The sequence below is a fragment of the Constantimarinum furrinae genome (assembly GCF_014295415.1).
In the GTDB taxonomy this organism is placed as follows: Bacteria; Bacteroidota; Bacteroidia; order Flavobacteriales; family Flavobacteriaceae; genus Constantimarinum; species Constantimarinum furrinae.
On the sequence record NZ_CP052909.1, the window covers coordinates 1,639,926 to 1,665,389 of the forward strand.

Annotated in this window: 39 protein-coding genes; 38 read left to right on the plus strand and 1 reads right to left on the minus strand. The window is 40.2% G+C overall.

The annotated features are described in order from the left end of the window. Positions 1–13: 13 nt before the first annotated feature. From rpsG to ctlX, 37 genes are all read left to right on the plus strand, one after another. Positions 14–490, plus strand: a complete 477-nt coding sequence (gene rpsG, locus ALE3EI_RS07430; protein WP_186987658.1) for a 30S ribosomal protein S7 — start codon at positions 14–16, stop codon at positions 488–490. Positions 491–493: 3 nt separating this feature from the next. Next, entirely contained in the window at positions 494–2,626 is a 2,133-nt protein-coding gene (gene fusA / locus ALE3EI_RS07435) for an elongation factor G (RefSeq protein ID WP_186987659.1), read from the plus strand. A gap of 10 nt (positions 2,627–2,636) precedes the next feature. Further along, positions 2,637–2,942 (plus strand): 30S ribosomal protein S10, encoded by a 306-nt coding sequence (gene rpsJ / locus ALE3EI_RS07440; protein WP_010181931.1) that lies wholly within the window; start codon positions 2,637–2,639, stop codon positions 2,940–2,942. A 214-nt stretch (positions 2,943–3,156) separates the two neighbouring features. Further along, positions 3,157–3,768 (plus strand): 50S ribosomal protein L3, encoded by a 612-nt coding sequence (gene rplC / locus ALE3EI_RS07445; protein ID WP_186987660.1) that lies wholly within the window; start codon positions 3,157–3,159, stop codon positions 3,766–3,768. Then, positions 3,768–4,397 (plus strand): 50S ribosomal protein L4, encoded by a 630-nt coding sequence (gene rplD, locus ALE3EI_RS07450; protein WP_186987661.1) that lies wholly within the window; start codon positions 3,768–3,770, stop codon positions 4,395–4,397. Before rplC ends, rplD begins: the two co-directional genes overlap by 1 nt. 8 nt (positions 4,398–4,405) lie before the next feature. Then, positions 4,406–4,696, plus strand: a complete 291-nt coding sequence (gene rplW, locus ALE3EI_RS07455) for a 50S ribosomal protein L23 (protein WP_186987662.1) — start codon at positions 4,406–4,408, stop codon at positions 4,694–4,696. 26 nt (positions 4,697–4,722) lie between these two features. Beyond that, positions 4,723–5,547: a 50S ribosomal protein L2 gene (rplB, locus tag ALE3EI_RS07460; RefSeq protein WP_186987663.1), complete on the plus strand. Its 825-nt coding sequence runs from the start codon at positions 4,723–4,725 to the stop codon at positions 5,545–5,547. 3 nt (positions 5,548–5,550) lie between these two features. Next, the gene (rpsS, locus tag ALE3EI_RS07465; RefSeq protein WP_105214611.1) at positions 5,551–5,829 is read left to right on the plus strand and encodes a 30S ribosomal protein S19; all 279 of its coding nucleotides are present in this window, start codon (positions 5,551–5,553) and stop codon (positions 5,827–5,829) included. 6 nt (positions 5,830–5,835) lie between these two features. Further along, entirely contained in the window at positions 5,836–6,246 is a 411-nt protein-coding gene (gene rplV, locus ALE3EI_RS07470; RefSeq protein ID WP_186987664.1) for a 50S ribosomal protein L22, read from the plus strand. A gap of 3 nt (positions 6,247–6,249) precedes the next feature. Then, positions 6,250–6,972: a 30S ribosomal protein S3 gene (rpsC, locus tag ALE3EI_RS07475; RefSeq protein ID WP_186987665.1), complete on the plus strand. Its 723-nt coding sequence runs from the start codon at positions 6,250–6,252 to the stop codon at positions 6,970–6,972. 18 nt (positions 6,973–6,990) lie between these two features. Continuing rightward, positions 6,991–7,410 (plus strand): 50S ribosomal protein L16, encoded by a 420-nt coding sequence (gene rplP, locus ALE3EI_RS07480; RefSeq protein WP_186987666.1) that lies wholly within the window; start codon positions 6,991–6,993, stop codon positions 7,408–7,410. Between the two features lie 11 nt (positions 7,411–7,421). Further along, positions 7,422–7,613 carry a 50S ribosomal protein L29 gene (rpmC, locus tag ALE3EI_RS07485; protein WP_186987667.1) on the plus strand — a complete coding sequence of 64 codons (192 nt, stop codon included), beginning with the start codon at positions 7,422–7,424 and terminating at the stop codon, positions 7,611–7,613. Positions 7,614–7,630: 17 nt separating this feature from the next. Beyond that, positions 7,631–7,888: a 30S ribosomal protein S17 gene (gene rpsQ / locus ALE3EI_RS07490; RefSeq protein ID WP_186987668.1), complete on the plus strand. Its 258-nt coding sequence runs from the start codon at positions 7,631–7,633 to the stop codon at positions 7,886–7,888. A gap of 2 nt (positions 7,889–7,890) precedes the next feature. Then, complete coding sequence (gene rplN / locus ALE3EI_RS07495) at positions 7,891–8,259, plus strand: 50S ribosomal protein L14 (RefSeq protein WP_034259303.1); 369 nt, start codon at positions 7,891–7,893, stop codon at positions 8,257–8,259. Between the two features lie 10 nt (positions 8,260–8,269). After that, positions 8,270–8,584, plus strand: coding sequence for a 50S ribosomal protein L24 (gene rplX, locus ALE3EI_RS07500; protein WP_186987669.1), 315 nt, complete (start codon positions 8,270–8,272; stop codon positions 8,582–8,584). Positions 8,585–8,586: 2 nt separating this feature from the next. Next, the gene (gene rplE / locus ALE3EI_RS07505) at positions 8,587–9,138 is read left to right on the plus strand and encodes a 50S ribosomal protein L5 (protein WP_186987670.1); all 552 of its coding nucleotides are present in this window, start codon (positions 8,587–8,589) and stop codon (positions 9,136–9,138) included. A gap of 3 nt (positions 9,139–9,141) precedes the next feature. Next, entirely contained in the window at positions 9,142–9,411 is a 270-nt protein-coding gene (rpsN, locus tag ALE3EI_RS07510) for a 30S ribosomal protein S14 (protein ID WP_186987671.1), read from the plus strand. Between the two features lie 70 nt (positions 9,412–9,481). Continuing rightward, positions 9,482–9,883, plus strand: coding sequence for a 30S ribosomal protein S8 (gene rpsH / locus ALE3EI_RS07515; RefSeq protein WP_186987672.1), 402 nt, complete (start codon positions 9,482–9,484; stop codon positions 9,881–9,883). Between the two features lie 13 nt (positions 9,884–9,896). Beyond that, positions 9,897–10,439, plus strand: coding sequence for a 50S ribosomal protein L6 (rplF, locus tag ALE3EI_RS07520; RefSeq protein ID WP_186987673.1), 543 nt, complete (start codon positions 9,897–9,899; stop codon positions 10,437–10,439). Between the two features lie 11 nt (positions 10,440–10,450). Beyond that, positions 10,451–10,807, plus strand: a complete 357-nt coding sequence (gene rplR / locus ALE3EI_RS07525) for a 50S ribosomal protein L18 (RefSeq protein WP_186987674.1) — start codon at positions 10,451–10,453, stop codon at positions 10,805–10,807. Between the two features lie 5 nt (positions 10,808–10,812). Further along, entirely contained in the window at positions 10,813–11,337 is a 525-nt protein-coding gene (gene rpsE / locus ALE3EI_RS07530; protein ID WP_186987675.1) for a 30S ribosomal protein S5, read from the plus strand. A gap of 12 nt (positions 11,338–11,349) precedes the next feature. Beyond that, positions 11,350–11,529, plus strand: coding sequence for a 50S ribosomal protein L30 (rpmD, locus tag ALE3EI_RS07535; RefSeq protein ID WP_186987676.1), 180 nt, complete (start codon positions 11,350–11,352; stop codon positions 11,527–11,529). Positions 11,530–11,539: 10 nt separating this feature from the next. Then, positions 11,540–11,992 (plus strand): 50S ribosomal protein L15, encoded by a 453-nt coding sequence (rplO, locus tag ALE3EI_RS07540; RefSeq protein WP_186987677.1) that lies wholly within the window; start codon positions 11,540–11,542, stop codon positions 11,990–11,992. 13 nt (positions 11,993–12,005) lie between these two features. After that, positions 12,006–13,349: a preprotein translocase subunit SecY gene (gene secY / locus ALE3EI_RS07545; RefSeq protein WP_186987678.1), complete on the plus strand. Its 1,344-nt coding sequence runs from the start codon at positions 12,006–12,008 to the stop codon at positions 13,347–13,349. A 2-nt stretch (positions 13,350–13,351) separates the two neighbouring features. Further along, on the plus strand, positions 13,352–13,567 hold the full coding sequence (gene infA / locus ALE3EI_RS07550; RefSeq protein ID WP_034259287.1) for a translation initiation factor IF-1: 216 nt from the start codon (positions 13,352–13,354) through the stop codon (positions 13,565–13,567). A gap of 10 nt (positions 13,568–13,577) precedes the next feature. Further along, complete coding sequence (ykgO, locus tag ALE3EI_RS07555) at positions 13,578–13,694, plus strand: type B 50S ribosomal protein L36 (RefSeq protein WP_013305171.1); 117 nt, start codon at positions 13,578–13,580, stop codon at positions 13,692–13,694. A gap of 3 nt (positions 13,695–13,697) precedes the next feature. Then, positions 13,698–14,072 (plus strand): 30S ribosomal protein S13, encoded by a 375-nt coding sequence (rpsM, locus tag ALE3EI_RS07560; RefSeq protein ID WP_186987679.1) that lies wholly within the window; start codon positions 13,698–13,700, stop codon positions 14,070–14,072. Positions 14,073–14,083: 11 nt separating this feature from the next. Next, positions 14,084–14,482 carry a 30S ribosomal protein S11 gene (rpsK, locus tag ALE3EI_RS07565; protein WP_186987680.1) on the plus strand — a complete coding sequence of 133 codons (399 nt, stop codon included), beginning with the start codon at positions 14,084–14,086 and terminating at the stop codon, positions 14,480–14,482. A gap of 84 nt (positions 14,483–14,566) precedes the next feature. Continuing rightward, complete coding sequence (rpsD, locus tag ALE3EI_RS07570; protein WP_186987681.1) at positions 14,567–15,172, plus strand: 30S ribosomal protein S4; 606 nt, start codon at positions 14,567–14,569, stop codon at positions 15,170–15,172. 21 nt (positions 15,173–15,193) lie between these two features. Beyond that, entirely contained in the window at positions 15,194–16,186 is a 993-nt protein-coding gene (locus ALE3EI_RS07575) for a DNA-directed RNA polymerase subunit alpha (protein ID WP_186987682.1), read from the plus strand. A gap of 81 nt (positions 16,187–16,267) precedes the next feature. Then, positions 16,268–16,762 carry a 50S ribosomal protein L17 gene (gene rplQ, locus ALE3EI_RS07580; RefSeq protein ID WP_186987683.1) on the plus strand — a complete coding sequence of 165 codons (495 nt, stop codon included), beginning with the start codon at positions 16,268–16,270 and terminating at the stop codon, positions 16,760–16,762. A 142-nt stretch (positions 16,763–16,904) separates the two neighbouring features. Further along, positions 16,905–18,026 carry a glutamine-hydrolyzing carbamoyl-phosphate synthase small subunit gene (gene carA / locus ALE3EI_RS07585; protein ID WP_186987684.1) on the plus strand — a complete coding sequence of 374 codons (1,122 nt, stop codon included), beginning with the start codon at positions 16,905–16,907 and terminating at the stop codon, positions 18,024–18,026. Continuing rightward, positions 18,023–19,312, plus strand: coding sequence for a phosphopyruvate hydratase (eno, locus tag ALE3EI_RS07590; protein WP_186987685.1), 1,290 nt, complete (start codon positions 18,023–18,025; stop codon positions 19,310–19,312). Before carA ends, eno begins: the two co-directional genes overlap by 4 nt. Before the next feature lie 173 nt (positions 19,313–19,485). Next, on the plus strand, positions 19,486–20,772 hold the full coding sequence (locus ALE3EI_RS07595; RefSeq protein ID WP_186987686.1) for a citrate synthase: 1,287 nt from the start codon (positions 19,486–19,488) through the stop codon (positions 20,770–20,772). 62 nt (positions 20,773–20,834) lie between these two features. Then, a complete protein-coding gene (locus tag ALE3EI_RS07600; protein WP_186987687.1) occupies positions 20,835–21,749 on the plus strand; it encodes a dimethylarginine dimethylaminohydrolase family protein in 915 nt (304 codons plus the stop codon). 57 nt (positions 21,750–21,806) lie between these two features. Beyond that, positions 21,807–22,616: a transporter gene (locus tag ALE3EI_RS07605; RefSeq protein WP_186987688.1), complete on the plus strand. Its 810-nt coding sequence runs from the start codon at positions 21,807–21,809 to the stop codon at positions 22,614–22,616. 136 nt (positions 22,617–22,752) lie between these two features. Next, on the plus strand, positions 22,753–23,685 hold the full coding sequence (gene ctlX, locus ALE3EI_RS07610; protein WP_186987689.1) for a citrulline utilization hydrolase CtlX: 933 nt from the start codon (positions 22,753–22,755) through the stop codon (positions 23,683–23,685). Between the two features lie 10 nt (positions 23,686–23,695). Here the strand turns inward: ctlX and ALE3EI_RS07615 are convergent, their stop codons facing one another. Then, positions 23,696–25,114: an SDR family oxidoreductase gene (locus tag ALE3EI_RS07615; protein ID WP_186987690.1), complete on the minus strand. Its 1,419-nt coding sequence runs from the start codon at positions 25,112–25,114 to the stop codon at positions 23,696–23,698. Positions 25,115–25,225: 111 nt separating this feature from the next. Here ALE3EI_RS07615 and ALE3EI_RS07620 point away from each other — a divergent pair, with 111 nt between their 5' ends. After that, positions 25,226–25,432: a hypothetical protein gene (locus tag ALE3EI_RS07620; RefSeq protein ID WP_186987691.1), complete on the plus strand. Its 207-nt coding sequence runs from the start codon at positions 25,226–25,228 to the stop codon at positions 25,430–25,432. Positions 25,433–25,464: the final 32 nt, after the last annotated feature.

The window sequence follows — 25,464 nt, forward strand, 5'->3', positions numbered from 1 at the left end:
TTAAAGAGAAGACATGAGAAAAAGACAGGCCAAAAAAAGACCCCTTTTACCGGATCCGCGATTTAATGATCAATTAGTTACACGTTTTGTAAATAACTTGATGTGGGATGGAAAGAAGTCGGTGGCTTTTAAAGTGTTTTACGATGCAATCGATATCGTAGACGAGAAAAAAACAGACGAAGAAAAAACTGCTTTAGAAATGTGGAAAGATGCACTTTCCAATGTAATGCCTCACGTAGAGGTAAGAAGCCGTAGAGTTGGTGGAGCAACGTTTCAGATTCCAATGCAAATTCGCCCGGACCGAAAAATTTCAACTGCCATGAAGTGGTTGATCTTGTATGCTCGCAAGAGAAACGAAAAGTCTATGGCTCAGAAATTAGCTGCCGAAATTCTGGCGGCTGCCAAAGAAGAAGGTGCAGCTGTTAAAAAGCGTACCGATACTCACAAAATGGCTGAAGCAAATAAAGCATTCTCACATTTCAGATTCTAAAAAATGGCACAAAGAGATTTAAAATTTACAAGAAATATAGGTATTGCTGCGCATATTGATGCCGGTAAGACTACAACTACAGAACGTATCCTTTACTACACCGGTGTGAGTCATAAGATCGGGGAAGTACACGATGGAGCTGCAACTATGGACTGGATGGAGCAGGAGCAGGAACGCGGTATTACTATTACTTCGGCTGCTACTACCTGTACCTGGAAATTTCCATTAGAAAATGCTCAGCCTACAGAGGAAACGAAAGATTACCACTTTAATATTATCGATACTCCCGGACACGTGGATTTTACGGTTGAAGTAAACCGTTCGTTACGTGTACTGGATGGATTGGTTTTCCTTTTTAGTGCGGTTGATGGGGTAGAGCCTCAGTCGGAAACTAACTGGAGACTTGCCGATAACTATAAAGTACCACGTATTGGTTTTGTGAACAAAATGGATCGTCAGGGTTCTAACTTTATGGCCGTTTGTCAGCAGGTTAAGGACATGTTGAAGTCTAATGCTGTACCAATTGTTTTGAACATTGGTGACGAAGCCGATTTTAAAGGAATCATCGACCTGGTTAAGAACCGAGCTATAATCTGGCACGATGAGACCATGGGAGCAACTTTTGATGTAGTTGATATTCCTGAGGATATGAAAGAAGAAGCAAGGAAGTATCGCGGACTTCTAATCGAAGAGGTTGCTGCTTATGACGAAAACTTGCTTGAAAAATATATGGAGGATGAAGACTCTATTACTGAAGACGAAGTGCATGCTGCATTACGTGCTGCAGTAATGGATATGTCGATCATTCCTATGATCTGTGGTTCTGCCTTTAAAAACAAAGGGGTTCAGTTCTTGCTGGATGCTGTTTGTCGTTACCTGCCTTCTCCTACAGATAAGGAAGGTATTATTGGTGTGAATCCGGATACCGAAAAAGAAGAGATTCGTAAGCCTGATGTTTCTGCTCCTTTTGCAGCATTGGCGTTTAAGATCGCTACCGATCCTTTTGTGGGACGATTGGCATTCTTCCGCGCATATTCAGGTCGATTAGATGCAGGATCTTATATTCTGAACAATCGCTCAGGAAAGAAAGAACGTATCTCACGTATTTACCAAATGCACTCTAATAAGCAAAACGCTATCGATTTTATTGAAGCCGGAGATATTGGAGCAGCTGTTGGATTTAAGGATATTAAGACAGGAGATACCATGTCTGATGAAAAACATCCTATTGTATTGGAATCTATGGACTTCCCAGATCCCGTTATCGGTATCGCGGTTGAGCCTAAGACCAAGGCAGATGTTGATAAGCTAGGAATGGCTTTGGCAAAATTAGCTGAAGAGGATCCTACGTTTCAGGTTCGTACCGATGAAGCTTCAGGACAGACAATTATTTCAGGGATGGGAGAACTTCACCTGGATATTATTGTGGACCGACTTAGACGTGAGTTTAAGGTTGAAGTGAATCAAGGTCAGCCACAAGTTGAGTACAAGGAGGCTGTAACAAAGTCTGCAGATCACAGAGAAGTGTACAAAAAGCAATCTGGTGGTCGTGGTAAGTTCGCCGATATCGTATTTACGTTGGAGCCTGCCGAAGAAGGTAAGGACGGACTGGAATTCGTGAATGAAATTAAAGGAGGAAACGTTCCTAAAGAATTTATTCCTTCTGTAGAAAAAGGATTCAAAATGGCAATGGTCAATGGTCCGTTGGCAGGATTCGAAGTAGACAGCATGAAAGTAACGCTAAAGGATGGTTCATTCCACCCTGTAGATTCTGATGCCTTGTCTTTTGAATTGGCAGCTAAAATGGGCTTTAAAGCAGTAGCTAAAAAAGCCGGAGCTGTTATCCTTGAGCCTATTATGAAACTGGAGGTTTTAACTCCTGAAGAAAACATGGGTGATATCGTTGGAGATTTGAATCGTCGACGTGGTCAGGTGAGTAGTATGGGAGACCGTGCAAGTTCAAAAGTGATTAAAGCTGAAGTTCCGCTTTCTGAAATGTTTGGATATGTAACCACCTTAAGAACCCTGTCTTCAGGTAGAGCAACATCTACTATGGAATTTTCACACTATGCTGAAACTCCTTCAAATATTTCTGAAGAAGTAATTGCAGCTGCAAGAGGAACCGCTAACGTATAATATTTCAGCAATGAGTCAAAAAATAAGAATCAAATTAAAATCGTACGATCACAATTTAGTGGACAAATCTGCTGAAAAGATTGTAAAAACTGTAAAAAGTACAGGTGCGGTAGTAACAGGACCCATTCCATTACCTACTCACAAAAAGATCTTTACTGTATTGCGTTCACCACACGTGAATAAGAAGAGTAGAGAACAGTTTCAGTTAAGCTCTTATAAGAGATTGCTGGATATCTATAGTTCTTCTTCAAAAACGATCGATGCTCTAATGAAATTGGAGTTACCGAGTGGAGTTGAAGTAGAGATCAAGGTATAACTTTTCCACGTAAGTGGGAATCTCTTCGGAAAAGCAATAGCTTCTCTCGATTAGACCTCTGCCTTCGCAGAGGGTAAACATGTCCGGAGCTGCGTGCAAAGGAAAAACGGAAAGCAAAGTAATATTCAGGGTTGAATTTATTTTGACCCTGTTTTTTTCTGAAAGCATTTCCGAATAAAAATAAGAAATAGTAATAATCAATAAATAAGTAAATATGTCTGGGTTAATTGGAAAGAAGATAGGGATGACCAGCATCTACGACGAGAACGGGAAGAATATTCCTTGTACCGTTATTGAAGCTGGACCTTGTGTTGTTACCCAAGTCAGAACCAAAGAGGTTGACGGGTACGAAGCTCTTCAACTTGGTTTCGATGACAAGAAGACTGCTACGAAAGCTGCCGAAGGCCACGCCAAAAAAGCAGGAACCGTTGCAAAGCGAAAAGTCGTTGAATTCCAAGGATTTGAAGAGGAATTTAAATTAGGTGATACGATCACTGTAGAACACTTTATTGAAGGTGAGTTTGTGGATATTTCCGGAACTTCTAAAGGTAAAGGTTTCCAGGGGGTTGTAAAGCGTCACGGTTTTGCCGGTGTAGGTCAGGCTACTCACGGACAGCATAACCGATTAAGAGCTCCTGGTTCTATTGGTGCGGCATCATATCCTGCGAGAGTTTTCAAAGGAATGAAAATGGCCGGCCAAATGGGAAATGAAAAAGTGAAAGTTGAAAATTTAAGAGTTTTAAAAGTAGTTCCTGAAAAGAATCTACTTGTGGTTAAGGGATGTGTTCCCGGACACAAAAACGCTTATGTAATGATTCAGAAATAATGAAGGTAGCTGTATTAGATATAAACGGAAAAGACACAGGTAGAAAGGTTGAACTTTCTAAGGATGTGTTCGGAATCGAGCCTAACAATCACGCGGTTTACCTGGATGTGAAGCAATACCTTGCCAATCAAAGACAAGGTACTCATAAAGCCAAGGAACGCGCCGAGATTACAGGAAGTACTCGTAAGATAAAGAAGCAAAAAGGAACCGGTACTGCCCGTGCGGGAAGTATCAAGTCTGGAGTCTTTAAAGGAGGAGGAAGAATTTTCGGTCCTAGACCAAGAAATTATTCTTTTAAATTGAACAAGAACCTTAAGCGATTAGCTCGTCGTTCGGCCCTTACAATTAAGGCGAATGAAAAGGCAATTGTGGTTATTGAAGACCTTAATTTTGATGCTCCAAAAACAAAAGATTTTACAGCAGTTTTGAAGACTTTAGGTCTTGAAAACAAAAAGTCTTTGTTTGTGTTGGGAGAGTCAAATAATAATGTATATTTGTCGTCTCGCAATTTGAAAGGTACTGAAGTTCTAACTAACTCAGAATTAAGTACTTACAAAATTATGAATGCAAACAGTCTCGTGCTGTTTGAAGGTTCTTTGGAAGGAATTGAAACAAACTTAAGTAAATAGAAACGAAGATGAATATCTTAATAAAACCTATTATTACAGAAAAAGCTACAGCCGATGCTGAGGTGAACAACCGTTACGGTTTTGTAGTAAACCCTAAGGCGAATAAGGTAGAGATCAAGAAAGCAGTTGAGTCTGCTTACGGAGTTTCTGTTGAAAAAGTTCGCACAATGAATGTCCGCCCGGATCGCAAAACCCGATATACAAAAACGGGGATCCAAACTGGTAAAACAAATGCTTTTAAGAAGGCAATTGTACAGGTGGCGGAAGGTGATACAATAGATTTTTACAGTAACATCTAAGCTTGCTTAGATTTAATTAGACAAAAATGTCAGTAAGAAAATTAAAACCTATCACCCCAGGTCAGCGTTTTAGAGTTGTAAATGGATTTGACGCCATTACAACTGATAAGCCGGAGAAAAGTTTATTAGCTCCGAAAAAGAGATCTGGTGGTAGAAACAGTCAAGGAAAAATGACCATGCGCTACATAGGTGGTGGTCATAAGAAGAAATATCGAATTATCGATTTTAAACGTGACAAGGCGGGGATTCCTGCAACTGTTGCGTCTATAGAATACGATCCTAACCGTACGGCTTTTATTGCATTAGTTAATTACCAAGATGGTGAGAAGCGATATGTAATAGCACAGAACGGTCTTCAGGTTGGACAAAACATCGTTTCCGGAGAGAGTGTTGCTCCCGAGATCGGAAACGCAATGTCACTTGCAAATATTCCATTAGGAACAATCATTTCATGTATCGAATTACGTCCTGGTCAGGGAGCAGTTTTGGCGCGTAGTGCCGGAGCGTTTGCTCAGCTTATGGCAAGAGATGGAAAATATGCTACCGTTAAATTGCCATCCGGTGAAACCCGTTTGGTGTTAGCTGTTTGTATGGCAACTATTGGGGCTGTTTCTAACAGTGATCACCAGTTGTTGGTGTCAGGTAAAGCTGGTAGATCGAGATGGTTGGGTAGAAGACCTAGAACAAGACCAGTAGTGATGAACCCGGTTGATCACCCCATGGGTGGTGGTGAAGGTAAGTCTTCTGGAGGTCATCCTCGTTCAAGAAAAGGAATTCCTGCAAAAGGTTACAGAACTCGTTCTAAAACCAAGGCAAGTAATAAATATATAATCGAACGTAGAAAGAAATAAGCTATGGCAAGATCGTTAAAAAAAGGACCTTACGTTCACTATAAGTTAGAACAGAAAGTACAGCAAAATGTGGAGTCTAATAAAAAGACGGTGATCAAAACCTGGTCACGTGCATCTATGATCACTCCCGATTTTGTAGGACAAACCATCGCAGTTCATAACGGACGTCAATTCGTGCCGGTATATGTAACTGAGAATATGGTAGGACATAAATTAGGAGAATTTTCACCTACAAGATCATTCCGTGGTCACGCTGGTGCAAAAAATAAAGGTAAAAAATAATAGGCCATGGGAGTTCGTAAAAGAGAAAGAGCAGAGCAGATCAAGGAAGCAAAGAAGACACAATACTTTGCCAAGTTGAACAATTGCCCTACTTCACCAAGAAAGATGCGGTTAGTAGCTGATCTTGTTCGTGGTGAGAAAATAGATAAGGCGCTTAATATTTTAAAGTTTAGCCAAAAGGAAGCTTCAAAGCGTTTGGAGACACTTTTATTATCTGCCATCGCAAACTGGCAGGCTAAGAATGAGGATGCTTCAATAGAGGATGCCGATCTTTTTATTAAAGAGATTCGAGTGGATGGTGGAACGATGTTAAAGAGACTTCGTCCTGCACCACAGGGTAGAGCGCACAGAATTAGAAAACGTTCCAATCACGTAACACTCGTGCTTGGTGCTAACGATAACACACAAAGCAATTAATAAATGGGACAGAAGACAAATCCAATCGGGAATCGCTTAGGTATCATTAGAGGATGGGAGTCCAACTGGTACGGAGGTAACGACTACGGTGATAAATTAGCCGAAGACGACAAGATTAGAAAATATGTTCATGCTCGTTTAAGTAAAGCTAGTGTGTCCAGAGTAATTATTGAGCGTACGCTTAAGCTTGTAACCGTTACTATCACCACTGCCCGTCCCGGGATCATTATCGGGAAAGGTGGTCAGGAGGTAGACAAGCTAAAAGAAGAGCTTAAGAAAATTACCGGTAAAGAGGTACAGATCAACATTCATGAGATCAAGAGACCCGAACTTGATGCGTATCTGGTTGCTGCGAGTGTAGCAAGACAGATCGAAAACAGAATTTCATACCGCCGTGCAATTAAGATGGCTATCGCTGCGGCAATGCGTATGAATGCTGAAGGAATCAAAATTCAGATCTCCGGACGCTTAAATGGTGCTGAAATGGCACGATCTGAGTCTTATAAAGACGGTCGTATCCCTTTATCTACATTTAGAGCCGATATTGATTACGCTTTAGTTGAGGCACATACTACCTACGGTAGATTGGGTGTTAAAGTGTGGATCATGAAAGGTGAAGTATATGGAAAAAGAGAGCTTTCTCCGCTTGTTGGTTTAACCAAAAAAGGTGGAAAAGGTGGAGGAACCGGACGAGGCGGTAATAACAAACCACGTCGTAGAAAGTAATTTTTTAAATAGAAGAAAATGTTACAACCTAAGAGAACAAAATACCGAAAACAACAAAAGGGACGAATGAAGGGTAATGCAGGTCGTGGAAACCAGCTTGCCTACGGAACCTTTGGTATTAAATCTTTAGATTCAAATTTCCTGACCGCACGTCAAATAGAAGCTGCACGTATTGCTGCTACCCGATATATGAAAAGAGAAGGTTCTATCTGGATTATGATTTTTCCGGATAAGCCTATTACAAAGAAACCTCTTGAAGTACGTATGGGTAAAGGTAAAGGTGCTGTAGAATATTGGGCTGCCGTTGTTAAACCTGGTAGAATTTTGTTTGAAGTTTCTGGAGTTCCTCTCGAAACTGCTAAAGAAGCATTACGTCTTGCGGCTCAAAAGCTTCCGGTAAAAACAAAATTTGTAATGTCTAGAGATTATCAAGCTTAATTTATAGAAAGATGAAACAATCAGAGATAAACGAAGCCACAACAGCGGAACTTCAGGAAAAGTTAACTGAATCGAAGAAAGCGTATTCAGACCTAAAAATGGCGCATACCATTTCACCGTTGGAAAATCCAATTCAGCTTAGAAATCAAAGAAGATCTATTGCCAGAATTGCGACAGAACTAACTAAAAGAGAAGTACAGTAACGGTACGAAGCTGAAAGATGGAAAAAAGAAACTTAAGAAAAGAGCGTATAGGAGTAGTAACCAGTAGTAAAATGGAAAAATCCATTGTTGTTGCTGAGGTTAAAAAAGTAAAACATCCTATGTACGGAAAGTTCGTATTAAAAACGAAAAAGTACGTAGCACACGACGAGAAAAATGACTGCAACGAAGGAGATACAGTAAAGATCATGGAAACACGACCTTTAAGTAAAACCAAATGTTGGAGGTTAGTAGAAATAATTGAAAGAGCGAAGTAATCATGATACAACAAGAATCAAGACTTAAAGTAGCAGACAACACCGGCGCCAAAGAAGTGCTAACCATTAGAGTGTTGGGCGGGACGAAAAAAAGATATGCTTCCATTGGTGATAAGATCGTAGTAACTGTAAAGGAAGCTACCCCAAATGGAAATATTAAGAAAGGTGCCGTTTCTACTGCAGTAGTGGTACGTACCGTGAAAGAGGTAAGAAGGCCAGATGGATCTTATATCCGTTTCGATGACAATGCTTGTGTACTTTTAAACCCACAAGGGGAGATGAGAGGAACACGTGTGTTTGGACCCGTTGCCAGAGAACTTCGTGACAAACAATTTATGAAAATAGTATCATTGGCACCAGAGGTGCTTTAATACGATAAAGATGGGAAAGCTTAAAATAAAATCGGGAGATACCGTAGTCGTTACAGCCGGAGAACATAAAGGTTCTGAAGGTAAAGTGATGAAGGTGCTTCTTGAGAAAAACAAAGCAATAGTAGAAGGAGTGAATACGGTAAAGAAACACGAGAAGCCAAGTGCGGCTAATCCTCAGGGTGGAATTACTGAAAAAGAAGCTCCAATTCATATTTCTAACCTGTCGTTGGTTGATCCTAAATCGGGGGAAGCTACACGTGTAGGATATAGAATGGAAGATGGTAAAAAAGTACGATTTTCTAAAAAATCGAATCAAGTATTATAGTTATGGGATATACACCAAGACTTAAGGAAGAGTACAAGAGCAAAGTAATTAATGCTCTTACAGACGAGTTCGGCTACAAAAATGTAATGCAGGTTCCAAAATTGGAACGCATTGTAGTTTCTCGTGGAGTTGGAGCAGCTGTGGCCGATAAGAAATTGATCGACTATTCGGTTGAGGAGCTAACCAATATCACTGGACAAAAGGCAATCGCGACTATCTCCAAAAAGGATGTCGCAACCTTTAAATTAAGAAAGGGAATGCCAATCGGGACCAAAGTTACTTTACGTGGAGAGCGTATGTATGAGTTTTTAGACAGACTTGTTACATCTGCGTTGCCAAGGGTACGTGATTTTGGAGGAATAAAAGCTACTGGATTTGACGGTAGAGGTAATTACTCTTTGGGTATTACTGAGCAGATTATTTTTCCTGAAATAGATATCGATAAGGTCAAGAAAATAGAAGGAATGAACATTACGTTCGTAACTACTGCCGAAACCGATAAAGAAGCGAAAGCATTATTAACAGAACTGGGATTACCTTTTAAAAAGAACTAAGAGATGGCTAAAGAATCAATGAAAGCCCGCGAGGTTAAGAGACAAAAATTGGTAGACAAGTATGCCGAAAAGCGCAAGGCTCTAAAAGAAGCCGGCGACTGGGAAGCGCTACAGAAATTACCAAAAAATTCTTCTCCCGTTCGTTTACACAATCGTTGTAAACTAACTGGAAGACCTAAAGGGTATATGAGAACTTTTGGGATTTCACGTGTAATGTTCCGTGAAATGGCCAATCAAGGATTGATCCCGGGTGTTAGAAAAGCAAGCTGGTAAAATTATAAATGGGTAGCAGGTTTGTTTCGATTATTTTCGCGACGAAAACCATTACCGCAAATTAATATATATGAATACAGATCCAATATCGGATTTTCTAACCAGAGTTAGAAATGCAGTGAAGGCAGGACACCGTGTCGTAGAGATACCGGCTTCCAATCTTAAAAAAGAAATTACAAAGATCTTGTTTGATCAGGGTTTTATTTTGAGTTATAAGTTTGAAGATGATAAGGGACCGCAAGGGACCATTAAGATCGCTTTAAAGTATGACAAGCTTACAAAAGACCCGGTAATTAAGAAGATTCAAAGAATAAGTAAACCAGGTTTACGTAAATATGCAGGTGCTAATGAGCTACCACGTGTTTTAAACGGTCTAGGTGTTGCTATCGTTTCCACTTCTCACGGAGTGATGACAGGAAAGCAGGCCAAAGCCAACAACGTGGGTGGTGAAGTATTGTGTTACGTATACTAAAAACAGACAAGAGATGTCAAGAATAGGTAAAAACCCGGTAGCAATTCCAGAAGGAGTTACAGTTGATGTTAAAGACAACGTAATTACCGTTAAGGGGAAATTAGGAGAACTTACACAGGAGTTTTCAGATGTTGCCATTAAAGTAGAAGACGGCAACGTCTTTGTAGAACGTCCTTCAGATGCAAAGGATCACAAAGCGAAACACGGTTTATACAGATCATTGGTTTTAAATATGATCGAAGGTGTTTCAGCTGGTTGGACAAAAGAACTCGAATTGGTTGGAGTAGGATATCGTGCTTCCAATCAGGGACAGAAATTGGATATAGCTGTTGGATTCTCACATAATATCGTTATGGACATTGCTCCTGAAGTAAAAGTGGAGACCATTTCAGAAAAAGGAAAGAATCCTATAGTAAAATTAACTTCTTTCGACAAACAATTGGTGGGACAGGTTGCGGCAAAAATTCGTGCCTTCCGTAAGCCGGAACCTTACAAAGGAAAAGGGATCAAGTTTGTAGGAGAACAAATTAGAAGAAAAGCAGGTAAATCTGCATAAGACATAAAGTTATGGCATTATCAAAAGAAGATAGAAGACAACGTTTGCGTTTCAGAATACGCAAAACGGTTTCCGGAACTGAGCAGCGACCACGTTTGGCAGTTTTCAGAAGCAATAAAGAGATTTATGCGCAACTTATTGACGATGTAAATGGAAAGACCATTACTGCTGCATCTTCAAGAGACAAAGACATTGACGCTTCTAAAGTAAATAAGACTGAAGCAGCAAAATTAGTAGGAAAAGCGATCGCGGAAAAGGCGCAAAAAGCAGGAGTAGAATCTGTTTCTTTCGACCGAGGCGGTTACCTATATCACGGAAGAGTAAAATCATTAGCTGAAGGAGCTCGCGAAGGCGGCCTTAAATTCTAAGTAGTATGTATCAAGATTATAAAAACATAGAATTAGTAAAACCGGGAGGTCTTGAATTAAAAGACCGTCTAGTAGGTGTACAACGTGTTACTAAGGTAACAAAAGGGGGTAGAGCCTTCGGATTTTCAGCTATTGTAGTTGTTGGTGACGAAAACGGTGTTGTTGGACAAGGACTTGGAAAGTCTAAAGATGTAGCCAGTGCGATTGCAAAGGCTATTGAAGATGCCAAGAAGAATTTGGTTCGTATTCCTTTGAATAAAGCAACACTTCCTCATGAACAAAAAGGAAAATACGGTGGAGCCCGTGTTACATTGTTACCTGCTGCTGCGGGTACAGGAGTAATTGCCGGGGGTGCTGTTCGTGCGGTCCTGGAAGCAGTTGGAGTTCACGATGTATTGTCGAAGTCACAAGGCTCTTCTAATCCGCATAATGTGGTAAAAGCAACATTTGATGCATTATTGCAATTGAGAAGTGCACAAACGGTAGCTAAGCAACGCGGTATCTCTTTAGAGAAATTGTACAAAGGATAAAAACGTAAGAAGATGGCAAAAATTAAAGTAACAAAGGTAAAGAGTGAGATCAACCGAACTCAGAACCAGAAAAGAACATTAGAAGCATTAGGTCTTAGTAAGATCGGGCAATCTAAAGTTCACGATGACACGCCAAATATTCTTGGTATGGTAAATAAAGTTAAACATTTGGTTTCTGTTGAAACCGTTTAAGATATAAACAATGGATTTAAGTAACTTAAAACCTGCAGAAGGTTCGGTTAGTAATAAAGGAAAGCGCTTAGGTCGTGGTCAGGGTTCGGGTAAAGCCGGAACATCGGGTCGTGGACATAAGGGAGCAAAGTCTCGTTCCGGTTATTCGAAGAAAATTGGATTTGAAGGTGGACAAATGCCATTACAGCGTCGTGTTCCTAAATTTGGTTTTACGAATATTAACCGTAAGGAATATCAAGGAGTAAATCTTGATACGCTTCAGCAATTAGTTGACGATAAGAAAATTAAGGGAGATGTAGATTTCGATACCTTGGTTGGATTAGGTTTGGCCGGAAAAAATGATATGGTGAAGATCTTGGGAAGAGGAGAACTTAAGGCAAAATTAAAAGTATCGGCTCACAAGTTTACTGCCACGGCGCAAAAAGCAATTGAGGCTGCCGGTGGTGAAGTAATAACATTGTAATTACAAGACACCAATGAAATTTATTGAAACCATAAAGAACGTTTTTAAAATTGAAGAGCTTCGTAGCCGTATCATGGTTACCTTGGGATTGTTATTGGTTTACCGTTTTGGTGCACAGGTAACATTACCGGGGATTGATGCTTCTAAGCTTGCAGAATTCTCCGGAAATTTTGATGCCGGAGGAATTGGTGGATTGTTGAATGCCTTTACAGGAGGTGCATTTTCGAATGCCTCTGTATTCGCATTAGGTATTATGCCGTACATCTCAGCGTCGATTGTGGTTCAATTAATGCAAATTGCAGTTCCATACCTTCAGAAATTACAGAAAGAAGGAGAAAGTGGAAGAAAGAAGATCAATCAGATCACGCGTTGGTTAACTATTGGTATCTGTTTGGTGCAGGCACCTAGTTACCTTGCCGGATTACCTGCAATGGGAGTTCCAGCCGATGCATTTATTCTTGGGCAAACGCCTATGTTCTATATCTCATCCGTGATCATTCTGGTAACAGGCTGTATCTTCGCGATGTGGTTAGGTGAAAAGATCACAGATAAAGGTATTGGTAACGGTATTTCCATCTTAATTATGGTTGGTATTATTGCTACACTGCCCTTGTCTTTTGTACAGGAATATGCAGCAAGAGTATTTGAATCTAATGGCGGACTTATTCTAATCTTAATTGAATTGGTTATCTGGTTTGTGATCATCTTGGCATCGGTGATGCTGGTCATGGCGGTAAGGAAGATACCGGTGCAGTACGCCCGCAGAACAGCGAGTGGTGGTTATGAGAAGAATATTTTTGGCGCAAGACAATTCATTCCTTTAAAGCTGAACGCTTCAGGGGTAATGCCAATTATCTTTGCACAGGCTATTATGTTCGTACCTGCTACCGTAGCGAGTTTGTCGGATAGTGAATTTGCGCAAACCATACAGGCAAATTTCAGTGATATATTCGGATTGTGGTACAACCTAGTATTTGCAGGTTTGATCATTATATTCACGTATTTCTATACGGCTATCACAGTACCTACCAATAAAATGGCAGACGACCTAAAACGAAGCGGTGGTTTTATTCCCGGTATAAAGCCAGGAACAGACACAGCTGAGTTTTTAGATAGAATTATGTCTCAGATCACCTTGCCGGGGTCTATATTCTTAGCGCTTATCGCAGTATTTCCTGCCTTTGTGGTTAAGCTTATGGATATGCAGCAAGGTTGGGCATTATTTTACGGTGGAACCTCACTACTAATTATGGTTGGGGTTGCTATCGATACCATGCAACAAATTAATTCGTATCTGTTAAACCGTCATTACGATGGTTTGATGAAGAGCGGTAAAAATAGAAAGGCAGTAGCATAATTATGGCAAAACAACCAGCAATAGAACAGGATGGAACGATAGTAGAGGCATTATCTAATGCTATGTTTCGTGTTGAATTGGAAAACGGTCATATTGTTACAGCACATATTTCCGGGAAAATGCGAATGCATTACATTAAGTTGTTGCCCGGGGATAAAGTGAAATTAGAAATGAGTCCTTACGATTTAACTAAGGCTCGCATTACATACAGATACTAAAATAAAACAGATGAAAGTTAGAGCATCAGTTAAGAAAAGAAGTGCCGACTGCAAGATTGTTCGCAGAAAAGGCAGATTATATGTTATTAACAAAAAGAACCCAAGGTTCAAACAAAGACAAGGATAAGTTATGGCAAGAATCGCAGGTGTAGATATCCCGAAACAGAAAAGGGGTGTAATCGCGTTAACGTATATCTTCGGAATCGGTAAAAGCCGTGCGAAGGATATATTGGAAAAAGCCGGAGTTAGCGAAGACAAAAAAGTAAACGAGTGGAACGATGATGAAATTGGTGCCATTCGTGATGCAGTAGGGTCTTTCAAGATCGAAGGTGAATTACGTAGCGAAGTTCAATTAAGCATTAAGCGCTTAATGGATATTGGATGTTACAGAGGTATTCGTCACAGAGCTGGTCTTCCTTTAAGAGGACAACGCACTAAGAATAACTCCAGAACAAGAAAAGGAAAACGTAAAACAGTTGCTAACAAGAAGAAAGCAACTAAATAATACCTAGAGATATGGCAAAGTCTACCTCAAAAACAAAGAGTACGAAAAAACGTAAGGTTACTATCGAGTCTGTGGGTGAAGCTCACATCGCAGCCTCTTTTAACAATATCATTATTTCGTTAACTAATAAGAACGGAGATGTTATTTCCTGGTCTTCTGCCGGTAAAATGGGCTTTAGAGGATCTAAGAAGAACACTCCTTATGCTGCTCAATTGGCAGCCGAAGATTGTGCAAAAACAGCACATGAAGCCGGACTTCGTAAAGTAAAAGTTTACGTAAAGGGACCCGGTAACGGAAGAGAATCTGCGATAAGATCGATTCACAATTCAGGAATTGAAGTAACCGAGATCATCGATGTTACTCCAATGCCTCATAACGGATGCAGACCTCCTAAAAGAAGAAGAGTTTAATTAATAAATATCAATCTGAAGGATTAAAGAGGCTAGAGGATAGTTAAGACCTTAATTTAGTTTTCCCTTCAAAAACACTTAAAAATGGCAAGATATACTGGTCCAAAAACTAAAATAGCCCGGAAGTTTGGTGAGGCTATCTTCGGAGATGACAAATCTTTCGAAAAGAGAAATTACCCTCCGGGACAACACGGTAACAACCGTCGTCGCGGTAAGAAATCTGAATATGCGATTCAGCTTGCTGAAAAGCAAAAGGCGAAATATACCTATGGTATCTTAGAGCGTCAGTTTAGAAATTTATTTAAGAAGGCTACAGCAGCTCCCGGAATCACCGGTGAAGTGTTGCTACAGCTTTGTGAGTCGCGATTGGACAATGTTGTGTATCGAATGGGGATTGCCCCAAGCCGAAGCGCAGCCAGACAATTAGTATCTCACCGTCACATTACAGTGAACGGAGAAAAAGTAAACATCCCGTCTTACCAGTTAAAAGCAGGTGATGTGGTTGCAGTAAGAGAAAAATCGAAGTCGTTAGAAGCTATTGAGCAGTCTCTTTCTAATGCAAGTCATGTTTACGAATGGATCACCTGGAACGGTGAACAGAAAGAAGGAACTTTTGTAAGTGTACCACAAAGACTTCAAATTCCTGAAAATATCAACGAGCAGTTTATCGTCGAATTATATTCAAAATAATAAAAACACACGAGTCACACTATGGCAGTATTTAGTTTTCAAAAGCCTGATAAAGTTATCATGATCAATTCTACCGATTTCGAGGGGAAATTTGAATTTCGCCCTTTGGAACCAGGTTACGGATTGACTGTAGGTAACGCATTAAGACGAGTTTTACTTTCTTCTTTGGAAGGATTTGCAATCACTTCGGTACGTATCGAAGGTGTTGATCATGAATTTTCAACTATTGCAGGTGTTGTAGAAGACGTAACCGAGATCATCCTTAATTTAAAACAAGTTCGTTTTAAAAGACAGATCGATGAGATCGATAATGAGACCGTAACCATTTCAGTAAATGGAAATGAGCAATTAACCGCTGGAGACTTCCAGAAGTTTATCTCAGGATTCCAGGTACTTAACCCGGATCTGGTAATTTGTAATATGGAAGCTAAGGTGAGCCTTAATTTCGAAATTACCATTGAAAAGGGAAGAGGTTATGTTCCTGCTGAAGAAAATAAAAAAGCAAACGCACCTCTGGGTACAATCTTTACCGATTCTATCTACACACCAATCAAAAATGTAAAATACAGCATTGAGAATTTCCGTGTAGAGCAAAAAACCGATTACGAAAAACTGGTTTTTGAGATCATTACAGATGGATCAATTCACCCAAAGGATGCATTGACTGAAGCGGCTAAAACACTTATTCACCACTTTATGTTGTTTAGTGATGAGCGTATTACGCTTGAAGCCGATGAGATCGCTCAGACCGAAACTTACGATGAAGAGTCATTGCATATGCGTCAGTTGCTTAAAACCAAGTTAGTGGATATGGATCTTTCAGTTCGTGCACTTAACTGTTTAAAAGCTGCTGAAGTAGATACACTAGGTGACTTAGTATCGTATAACAAAAACGATTTGATGAAATTCAGAAACTTTGGTAAAAAATCATTGACCGAGCTTGAAGAGCTTGTAAATGTAAAAGGCCTTAGCTTCGGAATGGACCTTACAAAATATAAATTAGATAAAGACTAATTCATCATACCCGTCTACCACATAGGTAGGTTTTGCTCCCCAGAGCGGGTTGTAGCAAGATGATGATTAAAACCAAATGTCATGAGACACGGAAAAAAAACCAATCACTTAGGAAGAAAAACAGCCCATAGAAAAGCAATGCTTGCCAATATGGCCTGCTCCCTAATTGAGCACAAGAGAATCAACACTACAGTTGCCAAAGCAAAAGCGCTTAAGAACTTTGTAGAGCCAATGATCACCAAGTCTAAGGAAGACACCACACACAACAGACGTATTGTGATGTCCAGACTGCGTCAAAAAGATGCCGTAACTGAATTGTTCAGAGATGTAGCGGTGAAAGTTGGAGATCGTCCGGGAGGATACACCCGAATTATTAAATTGGGTAACCGATTGGGAGATAATGCCGATATGGCCATGATAGAGCTTGTAGATTATAACGAGCTGTACAACGCCGGAAAATCGACCAAGAAAAAGTCTACACGTCGTAGTCGTCGCGGAGGTGGAAGTTCTGCCGCTGCAGCAACTGCACCTGCTGCTGCAACCAAGGCAAAAGATGCAAAGAAAGAAGAAGAATAATTGAATGAATTATGTTCAAGATATAAAGGGATAAGCTTTTAAAGTTTATCCCTTTTTTTATAAATCAATTGTTTAAAAGTTATATTTTCAAAATTATTAGATTGATTTCATTTAAAGTATTTTTGCAGAACATTTGAAAAATATGAAGTACAAGAACAGAAAAAAAGCGATCATACTACTGGCAGATGGAACCATTTTCTACGGAAAAGCGGTAGGAGGTAAAGAAGGTTCTGCCTTCGGTGAAGTTTGCTTTAACACAGGAATGACGGGTTATCAAGAAATTTTTACCGATCCGTCGTATTACGGACAACTCATGGTGACTACCAATGCCCACATTGGAAACTACGGTACCAACAGAGAAGAAATAGAATCGGAAGGTATCAAGATCTCGGGCCTTATTTGCAGAAATTTTAGTTATCAGTATTCGCGTCCGGCGGCAGATGATTCTCTGGAAGCCTTTTTAGACAGAAATAATCTGCTTGCCATTAGTGATGTCGATACCCGTGCTCTTGTCAATTATATTCGCGATCATGGCGCAATGAACGCAGTGATCTCTACCGAGGTGGACGATATAGAAGCATTGAAAAAACAACTGGCAGAGGTTCCCGATATGAACGGACTCGAGTTGGCTTCAAAGGTTTCTACCAAAGAACCATATTTTGTGGGTGATGAAAATGCGCTGTACAGAATTTCAGCTTTAGATATTGGTATTAAGAAAAACATTCTTCGAAATTTAGCAAAACGGGATTGTTACATCAAGGTGTTCCCATATGATGCTACCTTCGCTGAAATGCAGGAATTTAATCCGGATGGCTACTTTATATCAAATGGTCCAGGTGACCCGCAACCGCTTACTTCAGCAATAGAGGTAACCAAACAAGTAATCAAAGCAGATACTCCCTTATTTGGAATTTGCCTAGGACATCAGGTTTTGGCACTGGCTAACGGAATTTCCACTTACAAAATGCACCACGGACATCGAGGGATCAATCATCCCATTATGAATTTGCTAACCGGAAAGGGGGAAATAACATCCCAAAACCACGGATTTGCAATAAACCGTGAAGAGGCAGAAGCTCATCCCGATATTGAAATTACACATGTGCATTTAAACGATTACACTGCAGCAGGTATCCGTATGAAGGATAAGCCGGTGTTTTCGGTGCAGTATCACCCTGAAGCTAGTCCAGGACCACATGATGCGTCCTATCTTTTTGATCAATTTATCGAAACCATAAAAACTCACAAACCTCAAACCGTATGAGCATAATTATCGATATCCACGCACGACAAATTTTCGATTCAAGAGGTAACCCTACAATTGAAGTTGATGTGATCACCGAAAACGGCTATTTAGGGCGTGCGGCTGTACCTTCAGGTGCGTCTACAGGCGAGCACGAGGCTGTGGAACTTCGGGATGGCGGAAAGGAATATATGGGTAAAAGTGTTTTACAGGCTGTTGAAAATGTAAACGGTAAGATTGCCGGAACATTATTGGGGGTGTCGGTTTTTGAACAAACCTTGATCGATCAGATCATGATCGACCTGGACGGAACGTCCAACAAATCAAAGCTGGGAGCCAATGCCATTTTAGGGGTTTCTCTTGCTACGGCCAAAGCTGCAGCTCATGAACTTGGAATGCCATTGTATCGTTACGTTGGTGGAGTGAGCGCAAAGACGCTTCCCGTACCAATGATGAATATTATTAACGGCGGTTCTCATAGCGATGCTCCAATTGCTTTTCAGGAGTTTATGGTGATGCCCGTTAAAGCCAAAAGCTTTACGCATGCCATGCAGATGGGAAGTGAGATATTTCATCATCTCAAGAAAGTGCTTCACGATCGCAATTTAAGTACAGCCGTAGGGGATGAAGGAGGATTTGCTCCTACTCTTGAAGGAACAGAAGACGCTTTGGATACTATCGCTAAAGCTACTTCGGCGGCAGGATATACGCTTGGGAAAGACGTGATGATAGCGTTGGATTGCGCTTCTGCAGAATTCTACAAGAACGGGAATTATGACTATTCTGTCTTTGAAGGAGATTCCGGAAAGGTGCGATCCTCTAAGGAGCAGGCAGATTATCTGGCCGAACTTTGTGCTAACTACCCAATAATTTCAATCGAGGACGGGATGGATGAAAACGACTGGGAAGGTTGGAAATATCTAACTGAAAAGGTAGGCGACAAGGTTCAGTTGGTTGGCGATGATCTGTTTGTAACCAATGTCGAGCGGCTTTCTAAAGGTATTTCTGAAAATATTGCGAATTCCATTTTAATTAAAGTAAATCAGATAGGAACACTTACCGAAACTATTGCTGCGGTGAATATGGCGCACAATGCCGGTTATACTTCAGTCATGTCTCATAGAAGTGGGGAAACTGAAGATACTACCATAGCCGATCTTGCCGTTGCTTTAAATTGTGGCCAAATAAAGACCGGATCTGCTTCACGAAGTGATCGTATGGCCAAGTACAACCAATTGCTTAGAATTGAAGAACAATTAGGAGATGTGGCTTTTTATCCTCAGGAAAAAGCGTTTAAAGTACATTAGGCATTGACAACTTTTATTCTGATTATTCAGTCTAAAACGGAATTATTTACAGTATTTTCTTCTGAAGCTATGGATTTAAGGTTTTTTTAACCTTAGCAAGCACGCTATATGTTAAATAATCGTCCAATATTTTGTAATTTAGCAGTTCCGAAATTTTAACTCAAATATAAAATATGTCAAGAATAGCAACGCTCGAGATCGAAGGTAAAAAGTATGAATTCCCAATTATTGAAGGAACAGAAAACGAACTTGCCATCGATATCAAAACCCTTCGTGGAGTAACTAGTGGTATTACAACAATAGATCCAGGATACAAGAATACCGGATCTTGTGAGAGTGCCATTACCTTTTTGAATGGAGAAGAAGGGATACTGAGGTATAGAGGCTACGCTATTGAGGAATTGGCAGAAAAGGCCGACTTCTTGGAAGTAGCTTATTTGTTAATTTTCGGAGAATTGCCAACAAGCGAACAGCTTGATAAATTTCATACTGATATTAAGGCTCAGTCGCACGTCGATGAAGATGTGAAAAAGATCCTGGACGGTTTTCCTAAATCGGCTCACCCAATGGGTGTTCTTTCTTCGCTCACTTCGGCTTTAGTGGCATTTAATCCTTCATCCGTAAATGTAGACAGTGAGGAAGAGATGTATAACGCCATTGTTCGTATTATGGCTAAATTCCCGGTTTTAACGGCCTGGGCTTACAGAAAAAGAGTTGGGCTGCCATTGGATTACGGGGATGATTCCTTGGGTTATGTAGAAAATTTCCTCAAAATGATGTTCAAAAAGCCCAGTGGAGAATACAATTCTAATGAGGTATTGGTAGAAGCATTGGATAAACTCTTGATATTACATGCGGACCACGAACAAAATTGCTCTACTTCGACGGTTAGAATGGTAGGGTCGTCACATGCAGGGTTATTCGTTTCAATTTCGGCAGGTATTGCGGCTTTATGGGGTCCTCTTCATGGTGGAGCCAATCAGGCAGTCATCGAAATGTTGGAAGCTATTAAGGAAGACGGAGGGGATACAAAGAAATTTATGGCGAAAGCCAAGGACAAGAACGATCCATTTAGACTAATGGGCTTCGGTCATCGTGTGTATAAGAACTTCGACCCCAGAGCTAAGATCATAAAAAAATCTGCAGACGATGTACTGGACAACCTGGGAATAGAGGATCCGGTGCTGGATATCGCAAAAGGACTTGAAAAGGAAGCGCTTGAAGACAGTTATTTCGTGGACAGAAAGTTATACCCCAACGTCGATTTTTATTCTGGAATCATTTACCGATCCCTCGGAATCCCTGTAGAAATGTTTACACCTATGTTCGCCCTAGGTCGTTTGCCGGGATGGATCGCCCAGTGGAGAGAAATGCGACTGCGTAAGGAACCCATTGGAAGACCGCGTCAAGTATACATTGGTGAAACAAAGAGAGCCTTTAAAGACATTAATTACAGATAGCGAAAAAATTATATCGTTTTAAACCATCCATTTTTAGTGGATGGTTTTTTTATATTTACTGAATGCTACAATTACATATTACCGACGAGATTTCCCGACTTCGTGCTGTCGTTCTGGGTAGAGCAGACAGCAACGGTCCCGTACCCAAACTTGAAAATGCTTATGACCCCAAATCGGCAGAGCATATTAAGGCAGGCACCTACCCAAAAGATGAAGACATGGTGAAGGAGATGGACGCTGTTGCCAGGATTTTTAAGAAATACGATGTGAAAGTATTTAGGCCCGACAAAATTGAAGATTACAATCAGATATTTTCACGGGACATAGCTTTTGTCATAGAAGACAAATTTATTAAAGCAAATATTCTGGAAGACCGCTCCAAAGAAATCGACGCCTTACACGATGTGATCGACCAGATTGATGCCTCTAAGATCATAGAGTTTCCTGAGGATGCGCATATTGAAGGAGGTGACGTAATGCCATGGGGGGATTATATTTTTGTAGGAACATACTATGGAGATGACTATTCAGATTTTATAACGGCAAGAACAAATATGAAGGCAGTTAGGCACCTTCAGAAGTTGTTTCCACATAAAAAAGTGAAGCATTTCAATTTGAGAAAATCGAATACCATTGCACGGGATAATGCCCTTCATCTGGATTGTTGTTTTCAACCCATTGGAAAGGGAAAGGCAATTATTCATAAGGAAGGATTTTTAGAAGAAAAGGAATATGAATGGCTTGTGAATTTCTTCGGAATAGACAATTGTTTTCATATCGATAAGGATGAAATGTATCACATGAATAGCAATATATTCTCTATTTCCCCCGAAGTGATCATTTCAGAAAAAAACTTTACACGACTTAATACCTGGTTGAGGTCTCAAGGTTTTACAGTTGAAGAAGTACCCTATTCTGAAATTGCAAAGCAGGAAGGACTACTTCGATGCACTACCATGCCATTAATTAGGGATTAATCTAAAGTTGTATTTTTATCTACAACTAGGAGATAAGAGCTTAACTAAATTCTTTAAATGTCAAAATATTTACTTCTTACGATATCCATCCTCTTCCTTGTTCAGGGCTTTGCTCAGGGCCGTATAGATGGTTTTTATAAAGGTCAAGGTGCCGGGTCGGCAGTCCTGGGGTTTGGCTATGAAGATTCTAAAAAATATTATGCCGGAGATATGAAACTCGATCTTGGACGAACTGTGGTATATGGTAGTATTTTTGTTGACTACGGCATAACCCAAGACCTAGATGCGAGTGTTTCACTGCCTTATATAGCCAGTGACGACAACAGCGACTTTCAGGACATGGCATTATGGCTGAAATATCGCCTGTTCGATCAAGCGCTCTCTTCGGGTAATCTTGAATTTAGTGTTGCCGGCGGATTTTCCACCCCGGTTTCCGATTATGAACTAGGGGGTTTAAATGACATCGGGCAGCAGGCAACGATCATAGATCTTCGCGGAATGGTACATTATAAAATAAATTCCGGATGGTTTGTAACCCTGCAAAGCGGATATTCTTTTAAACTGGAAGAAACGCCTAATAGTATTCCGGTTACCTTGAAGGCGGGTCATGCTGGTTCAAACTGGTATTACGATCTTTTTTACGACTATCAGCATTCTTTTGGAGGAATTGACTACAGAGGCACCCCTCGACCGCAAAATTTCAGAGAATTCGGGGTGGATTTTCATAAGGTTGGAGGGACGCTCTATAAACCATTTTCAGAAAGCTTCGGAGGGTATTTTAGCCTGTCTTACGTATTAACAGGCAGAAATGTTTTCACCGGAGCAAGTTACGGACTCGGTTTGGTTTATAATTTCAGAAAGAAATAAACAAACGACTAATTCAGTATTTTTTTTGTAAATACACCGTAAACAATTTCAATTTTCATCTGCATATTTACGTACTTTTGTGGCAAGGAAATAAACTTCCCAAATTTTAATTTTATATCTTCTTTTTACAACCTATATGAAGCAAATCACCAACACTATTTTAATGATCCGCCCGGTAGCTTTTCGAATGAATGAAGAAACTGCGGTTAATAATTATTTCCAGGAGGATCTGGATATAAGAAATAGTGAGATCAATACCAAGGCACAGGAAGAGTTTGATGCCTTTGTAGCAAAATTGAGAGCTGTTGGTGTTCAGGTGATCGTAGAACATGACGATTTGAAAATGGATACTCCGGATTCTATTTTTCCGAATAATTGGGTGAGCTTTCATGAAAACGGTATAGTAGCGTTATATCCCATGTTTGCTGAAAACCGAAGAAGGGAACGCAGGGAAGAGGTCATTAATCGACTGGAAAGCGAAGGTTTTATAATTGAGGGATTTATGGATTATACCGTGGCCGAAGATGAAGGATTCTTTCTCGAAGGTACCGGAAGTCTGTTATTGGACCGGGTAAACAAAAAGGCGTATTGCGCGTTATCACCTAGAGCCGATGAGGAATTGTTGATCGAGTTTTGTGAGGATTTTGAATATACTCCAGTCGTATTTACTGCCTATCAAAGCGTGGATGGCGAGCGACTTCCCATCTACCATACCAATGTGATGATGGCCATGGCTGAGGAATTTGTAATTATTTGCTTGGATTCTATAGATGATAAAGCGGAAAAGAAGAATGTGGTGGCACATTTAAAAAAGGACAATAAGGAGATCATTACAATAACCGAAGCACAAATGCATCAATTTGCGGGAAATATGCTTCAGGTTAGGGGAGCAGACAATTCTAAATATATGGTCATGAGTCTGGCGGCCCATCGAAGCCTAACTCCGGATCAAATCGCATCCATTGAAAAGTATTGTGAAATCCTAAGCAGTGATCTGGAGACCATAGAAACCTGTGGAGGTGGTAGTGCACGATGTATGATGGCCGAAGTTTTTCTTCCGAAGGAATAAACAGTATTATTTATGCTTTTATAATATTTCGGATCATGCCTCCGAAAATAAAATAATGAAAGGGTAATACCGTATACCAGTACAACCTTCCCCAAATTCCTCTGGGTCGAAAAGTTGCTGTTTGATAGAGGAAATCATCTTTGATCTCGAATTCTAACCAGGCCTCACCGGGCAACTTCATCTCAGCAAAGAGTAGAAGTCTACCTTCAGTTTTATCGGCATACAAAACTCTCCAGAAGTCCAAAGCATCTCCCTTATAAATATTTATTGGATGTGTTCGTCCTCTCCGTAGACCCACTCCTCCAACAAGCTGGTCCAGAAAGCCACGGATTTTCCAAAGCCAATTTCCATAGTACCAACCTTTTGTTCCGCCAATAGACCAAATGTTGTTCAAAACGTGTTCTCTGTCTGTAATTCTCACCCTTTTGCAGTCCTTTAAGCAGCCATAAGTAGGTACTTGTACATACTCTTTTAAGGAACTTAATCTTCCGGCAACCAGGGAATCCTTCCAACTTGAAATAACAATATTTTGTTCAATTTTCAGGAAGGCTTTTTGAATAGCCTGAGAATAACTAATGGGCTTAATATTTAAAATCTTTTGTAAATCGTTATCTGAAGCAACCACCTCCATTTTCATGCTGTCCACAAGGTTTACCGCTAGCTTATAACTCGTTGAGGTTACAAAGTACAACCAATAAGAAGACAAGCGTGGAGACATCACTGGAACCGGAATGATCAAAAGTTTTAATTGTCGTTCTTTAGCATAGATTTTAAGCATTTGTGAATAGGTGAGAATATCGGGGCCACCAATATCGAAGGACTTGTCGTAACATGATTTATTGAAAAGTACACTGCTTAAAAATAATATAACATCTCGTATGGCAATAGGCTGGATTCGTGTCTTTAGCCATTTGGGTGCTATCATCACAGGGAGTTTTTCGCATAGATCCCGAATAATCTCAAAGGATGAACTACCGCTTCCCACCACGATCCCTGCTCGAAGCACAGTGAGATGATAATCTCCTTTGTATAAGATCTCTTCAACTTTTTTTCTTGAGGATAAATGTTTTGAAAGTTTTTCTTCATTGATTATACCGCTAAGGTAAACTACATGTTGTACCGTAGTTTTAGACATATAACGATTAAAATTTTGGGCTGATAAGGCTTCCAGTTCATCAAAATCGTTAATTGAACTACTCATAGAATGTATGAGATAGTATGCTGCATCGATATCCTTAGGGAATCTGTCTGTATCAGGTTCCTTTAAAAAGTCTATCTCCAAAACCTCTACCTTGTCTATGGTTTTAAGATCTAGTGAAAGTCGGTCTTTGTCTCGAACACAACAAACCACTTCATGTCCCGCATCTAGTAGCGCCGGCAGTAGTCGCATACCAATATAACCATTGGCTCCTGTAAGTAGTATTTTCATTTTGTTTAAAGATATGAAATAATAATTGAACAAAACCTAGTTGATAGTTAAGAATGGTGTATGTAGTGTTGTTTAATTAATTATCTTTAAATATCATTAAATTAACTTCTTATGAAAATTCTGAAATTAGTATTGGTTATAGTTGGTGTGCTTCTAATTGTCGTAGGACTATACAATGCGCTTGTACCTCAGGAAGTTCTGGACATTGGACCCCTTGAGGTTTCAGCAAAGGAAGGAATAAGCAATCAGACTCTTGGAATGATAGGACTTGGGGTGCTGGCCCTAGTGGCCGGAGCATTTCTCAAGAACAGAAACTAATTATTTAGAGCGAATCATTCGCTTTTCATCCC

What these genes read in the sequence shown, in the direction of transcription:
- rplP (WP_186987666.1), top strand. Translation starts at nt 6,991, where the DNA reads ATGTTACAACCTAAGAGAACAAAATACCGAAAACAACAAAAGGGACGA.
- rpsH (WP_186987672.1), top strand. Translation starts at nt 9,482, where the DNA reads ATGAATACAGATCCAATATCGGATTTTCTAACCAGAGTTAGAAATGCA.
- rplQ (WP_186987683.1), top strand. Translation starts at nt 16,268, where the DNA reads ATGAGACACGGAAAAAAAACCAATCACTTAGGAAGAAAAACAGCCCAT.
- rpsN (WP_186987671.1), top strand. Translation starts at nt 9,142, where the DNA reads ATGGCTAAAGAATCAATGAAAGCCCGCGAGGTTAAGAGACAAAAATTG.
- rplE (WP_186987670.1), top strand. Translation starts at nt 8,587, where the DNA reads ATGGGATATACACCAAGACTTAAGGAAGAGTACAAGAGCAAAGTAATT.
- ALE3EI_RS07605 (WP_186987688.1), top strand. Translation starts at nt 21,807, where the DNA reads ATGTCAAAATATTTACTTCTTACGATATCCATCCTCTTCCTTGTTCAG.
- rpsQ (WP_186987668.1), top strand. Translation starts at nt 7,631, where the DNA reads ATGGAAAAAAGAAACTTAAGAAAAGAGCGTATAGGAGTAGTAACCAGT.
- rplO (WP_186987677.1), top strand. Translation starts at nt 11,540, where the DNA reads ATGGATTTAAGTAACTTAAAACCTGCAGAAGGTTCGGTTAGTAATAAA.
- rplC (WP_186987660.1), top strand. Translation starts at nt 3,157, where the DNA reads ATGTCTGGGTTAATTGGAAAGAAGATAGGGATGACCAGCATCTACGAC.
- ALE3EI_RS07600 (WP_186987687.1), top strand. Translation starts at nt 20,835, where the DNA reads ATGCTACAATTACATATTACCGACGAGATTTCCCGACTTCGTGCTGTC.
- infA (WP_034259287.1), top strand. Translation starts at nt 13,352, where the DNA reads ATGGCAAAACAACCAGCAATAGAACAGGATGGAACGATAGTAGAGGCA.
- rplW (WP_186987662.1), top strand. Translation starts at nt 4,406, where the DNA reads ATGAATATCTTAATAAAACCTATTATTACAGAAAAAGCTACAGCCGAT.
- rpsK (WP_186987680.1), top strand. Translation starts at nt 14,084, where the DNA reads ATGGCAAAGTCTACCTCAAAAACAAAGAGTACGAAAAAACGTAAGGTT.
- rplX (WP_186987669.1), top strand. Translation starts at nt 8,270, where the DNA reads ATGGGAAAGCTTAAAATAAAATCGGGAGATACCGTAGTCGTTACAGCC.
- ALE3EI_RS07595 (WP_186987686.1), top strand. Translation starts at nt 19,486, where the DNA reads ATGTCAAGAATAGCAACGCTCGAGATCGAAGGTAAAAAGTATGAATTC.
- ALE3EI_RS07575 (WP_186987682.1), top strand. Translation starts at nt 15,194, where the DNA reads ATGGCAGTATTTAGTTTTCAAAAGCCTGATAAAGTTATCATGATCAAT.
- rpmD (WP_186987676.1), top strand. Translation starts at nt 11,350, where the DNA reads ATGGCAAAAATTAAAGTAACAAAGGTAAAGAGTGAGATCAACCGAACT.
- rpsM (WP_186987679.1), top strand. Translation starts at nt 13,698, where the DNA reads ATGGCAAGAATCGCAGGTGTAGATATCCCGAAACAGAAAAGGGGTGTA.
- rpsE (WP_186987675.1), top strand. Translation starts at nt 10,813, where the DNA reads ATGTATCAAGATTATAAAAACATAGAATTAGTAAAACCGGGAGGTCTT.
- rpsG (WP_186987658.1), top strand. Translation starts at nt 14, where the DNA reads ATGAGAAAAAGACAGGCCAAAAAAAGACCCCTTTTACCGGATCCGCGA.
- rplD (WP_186987661.1), top strand. Translation starts at nt 3,768, where the DNA reads ATGAAGGTAGCTGTATTAGATATAAACGGAAAAGACACAGGTAGAAAG.
- rpmC (WP_186987667.1), top strand. Translation starts at nt 7,422, where the DNA reads ATGAAACAATCAGAGATAAACGAAGCCACAACAGCGGAACTTCAGGAA.
- rplV (WP_186987664.1), top strand. Translation starts at nt 5,836, where the DNA reads ATGGGAGTTCGTAAAAGAGAAAGAGCAGAGCAGATCAAGGAAGCAAAG.
- rplN (WP_034259303.1), top strand. Translation starts at nt 7,891, where the DNA reads ATGATACAACAAGAATCAAGACTTAAAGTAGCAGACAACACCGGCGCC.
- rpsS (WP_105214611.1), top strand. Translation starts at nt 5,551, where the DNA reads ATGGCAAGATCGTTAAAAAAAGGACCTTACGTTCACTATAAGTTAGAA.
- ctlX (WP_186987689.1), top strand. Translation starts at nt 22,753, where the DNA reads ATGAAGCAAATCACCAACACTATTTTAATGATCCGCCCGGTAGCTTTT.
- rpsC (WP_186987665.1), top strand. Translation starts at nt 6,250, where the DNA reads ATGGGACAGAAGACAAATCCAATCGGGAATCGCTTAGGTATCATTAGA.
- ykgO (WP_013305171.1), top strand. Translation starts at nt 13,578, where the DNA reads ATGAAAGTTAGAGCATCAGTTAAGAAAAGAAGTGCCGACTGCAAGATT.
- rplF (WP_186987673.1), top strand. Translation starts at nt 9,897, where the DNA reads ATGTCAAGAATAGGTAAAAACCCGGTAGCAATTCCAGAAGGAGTTACA.
- ALE3EI_RS07620 (WP_186987691.1), top strand. Translation starts at nt 25,226, where the DNA reads ATGAAAATTCTGAAATTAGTATTGGTTATAGTTGGTGTGCTTCTAATT.
- rpsJ (WP_010181931.1), top strand. Translation starts at nt 2,637, where the DNA reads ATGAGTCAAAAAATAAGAATCAAATTAAAATCGTACGATCACAATTTA.
- rplB (WP_186987663.1), top strand. Translation starts at nt 4,723, where the DNA reads ATGTCAGTAAGAAAATTAAAACCTATCACCCCAGGTCAGCGTTTTAGA.
- fusA (WP_186987659.1), top strand. Translation starts at nt 494, where the DNA reads ATGGCACAAAGAGATTTAAAATTTACAAGAAATATAGGTATTGCTGCG.
- rpsD (WP_186987681.1), top strand. Translation starts at nt 14,567, where the DNA reads ATGGCAAGATATACTGGTCCAAAAACTAAAATAGCCCGGAAGTTTGGT.
- ALE3EI_RS07615 (WP_186987690.1), bottom strand. Translation starts at nt 25,114, where the DNA reads ATGAAAATACTACTTACAGGAGCCAATGGTTATATTGGTATGCGACTA.
- secY (WP_186987678.1), top strand. Translation starts at nt 12,006, where the DNA reads ATGAAATTTATTGAAACCATAAAGAACGTTTTTAAAATTGAAGAGCTT.
- carA (WP_186987684.1), top strand. Translation starts at nt 16,905, where the DNA reads ATGAAGTACAAGAACAGAAAAAAAGCGATCATACTACTGGCAGATGGA.
- rplR (WP_186987674.1), top strand. Translation starts at nt 10,451, where the DNA reads ATGGCATTATCAAAAGAAGATAGAAGACAACGTTTGCGTTTCAGAATA.
- eno (WP_186987685.1), top strand. Translation starts at nt 18,023, where the DNA reads ATGAGCATAATTATCGATATCCACGCACGACAAATTTTCGATTCAAGA.